Origin of the sequence: Flavihumibacter sp. (assembly GCF_036676075.1) — a bacterium.
GTDB lineage: Bacteria > Bacteroidota > Bacteroidia > Chitinophagales > Chitinophagaceae > Flavihumibacter.
This window is the reverse complement of sequence record NZ_JAKFDQ010000001.1, coordinates 1-1,940: the sequence shown is the minus strand read 5'-3', so window position 1 is coordinate 1,940 and position 1,940 is coordinate 1. Positions and strand designations below refer to the sequence as shown.

The following is a 1,940-nucleotide window of genomic DNA, read 5'->3' as shown; positions in this document are numbered from 1 at the left end:
GGCATTTGACCGAATCCTCCTGGCATTGGCTGACCATAGCCCTGCGGCATTTGACCGAATCCTCCTGGCATTGGCTGACCATAGCTCTGCGGCATTTGACCGGATCCTCCTGGCATTGGCTGACTATAGCCCTGCGGCATTTGACCGAATCCTCCTGGCATTGGCTGACCATAGCCCTGCGGCATTTGACCGAATCCTCCTGGCATTGGCTGGCCATAGCCCTGCGGCATTTGGTCGAAACCTTCTGGCATTGGCTGGCCATAGCCCTGCGGCATTTGACCAAAAGCTGATGGGTCCATGTAAGGGAGTCCCATTGGCTGTTGTTGATCAGGCGATTGTACACCCATCACAGTCCCAGGGCTATAAGCTGGGTTCATAACAGGCAATTGTGGCATAAAAGCGGATGATTCATCGTCAAAATGCGGCGCAGCGAACGATGCACCTGCAACGGACGGAGCCGCACCTGGGTTAACAGGAAATCCACCAGGCATTACAGGCGGCATTGGTACTCCCCCAGCCTGCATTTGCGGGTAAGGCATAAAATGATGCATGTGCATTGGGAAACCGCCTCCAAATGGCGGACAGAATCCAGGGCCCGGCATTATTGGCGTAACAGGAACACAATAATCTTGTTGCGGTGCCATCTGTGCAGGTGCTTCCATGAATGGCGGCGGCGCCGGAACAACATTCGCTTTTAGTGGAGCTTCTTGAATAGGCATTTCTTTGATTGGCATTTCTTTGATTGGCATCTCTTTGATTGGCATTTCTTTGGCAGGTTTAGGCGGCAGTTGCGGCTGTTGAACAGTCATTTGTTGCATGTTCATCATGTAATAATTGTTTATATCAATTTCTGGTGCAACTTGTATTGGCATTTTTGGAATAAAAGGTGCTTTTGGTGCTTCTTTTATGATTGGAGCTTCTTTGATTGGTGCTTCCTTGATTGGAGCTTCCTTTATAGGAGCCTCCTTAATTGGTGCTTCCTTTATAGGAGCCTCCTTAATTGGCGCTTCCTTTATAGGAGCCTCCTTAATTGGCGCTTCCTTAATCGGCATTTCTTTAATTGGTGCTTCTTTTACGGGTTTCTCTTTGACCAACGGTTGCTCAGCAAGCGGCTGCTCTTTCTTAACTCCTAAGTTGATTGTTGTACCTGGTTTGGTTCCCATCGGTGCTTCTTTTTTTATTGTTCCACCTGAAGTTGGGACCTTTATTTTCATACCGGGCATAATCATATCAGGGTTGCTGAGCTGTGAATTCATCTTTTTCAGCTCTTCAAAATTCACGCCGTACTTCTTGGCAATCTTCCAAAGAGTATCCCCTTTCTGTACGATATGGATCTTCACTCTGATTTCCCCTCCTATGCATAAGTCCATATAGTCTATGTGATAATGGGCAAAGTGCTATCCTTCTTCACAAAAACTTATGCTTTTTTTCAAAAGAATATGAATCCCCTCTGAAATATAAAAAAGATGCAATCAGGTAAATTGCATCTTTTTTAACATCTATTAAGAATTTAATAACATCCGTTCAAGTGCTAATTTTGCATTTTCGGCAATCTCAGCACTCACTTTTATAATATTATTTGTATCCTCTAACGTATCGAGGCTCCACACCAAATGCGGCAGGTCAATTCGATTCATCGTAAGACATGGGCACATATGCGGATTTAACGAGATAATCTTTTTATCAGGATGATTTTGAATTAAGCGATTTACTAGATTCATCTCTGTTCCAATGGCCCATTCTGTTCCAGGCTCAGCACTTTCAATTGCCTTGATAATATAACTCGTTGATCCTGCCATATCCGCCAATTCCACAACTTCACGCCGGCATTCGGGATGAACGATAATTTTCATATTTGGATATTGGCTGCGGGTATCATGGACATTCTGAACAGTGAAGTTCTCATGGACTGAACAATGGCCTTTCCAAAGGATTACTTT

General features: G+C 44.9%; 1 protein-coding gene and 2 pseudogenes. 1 reads left to right on the top strand and 2 read right to left on the bottom strand.

Going from position 1 to position 1,940, the window contains the following annotated elements; all coding sequences use genetic code 11:
* Nucleotides 1–906: 906 nt before the first annotated feature.
* Nucleotides 907–1,023 (top strand): annotated as a pseudogene (locus tag V6M43_RS18280) (pentapeptide repeat-containing protein); the annotation flags it as partial.
* A gap of 230 nt (nucleotides 1,024–1,253) precedes the next feature.
* Here the strand turns inward: V6M43_RS18280 and V6M43_RS18275 are convergent.
* A pseudogene (locus V6M43_RS18275) lies at nucleotides 1,254–1,370 on the bottom strand (LysM peptidoglycan-binding domain-containing protein); the annotation flags it as partial.
* A gap of 132 nt (nucleotides 1,371–1,502) precedes the next feature.
* Nucleotides 1,503–1,940 (bottom strand): quinolinate synthase NadA (gene nadA, locus V6M43_RS00005; protein WP_332731985.1); only part of this gene is annotated, 438 nt, incomplete at its 5' end.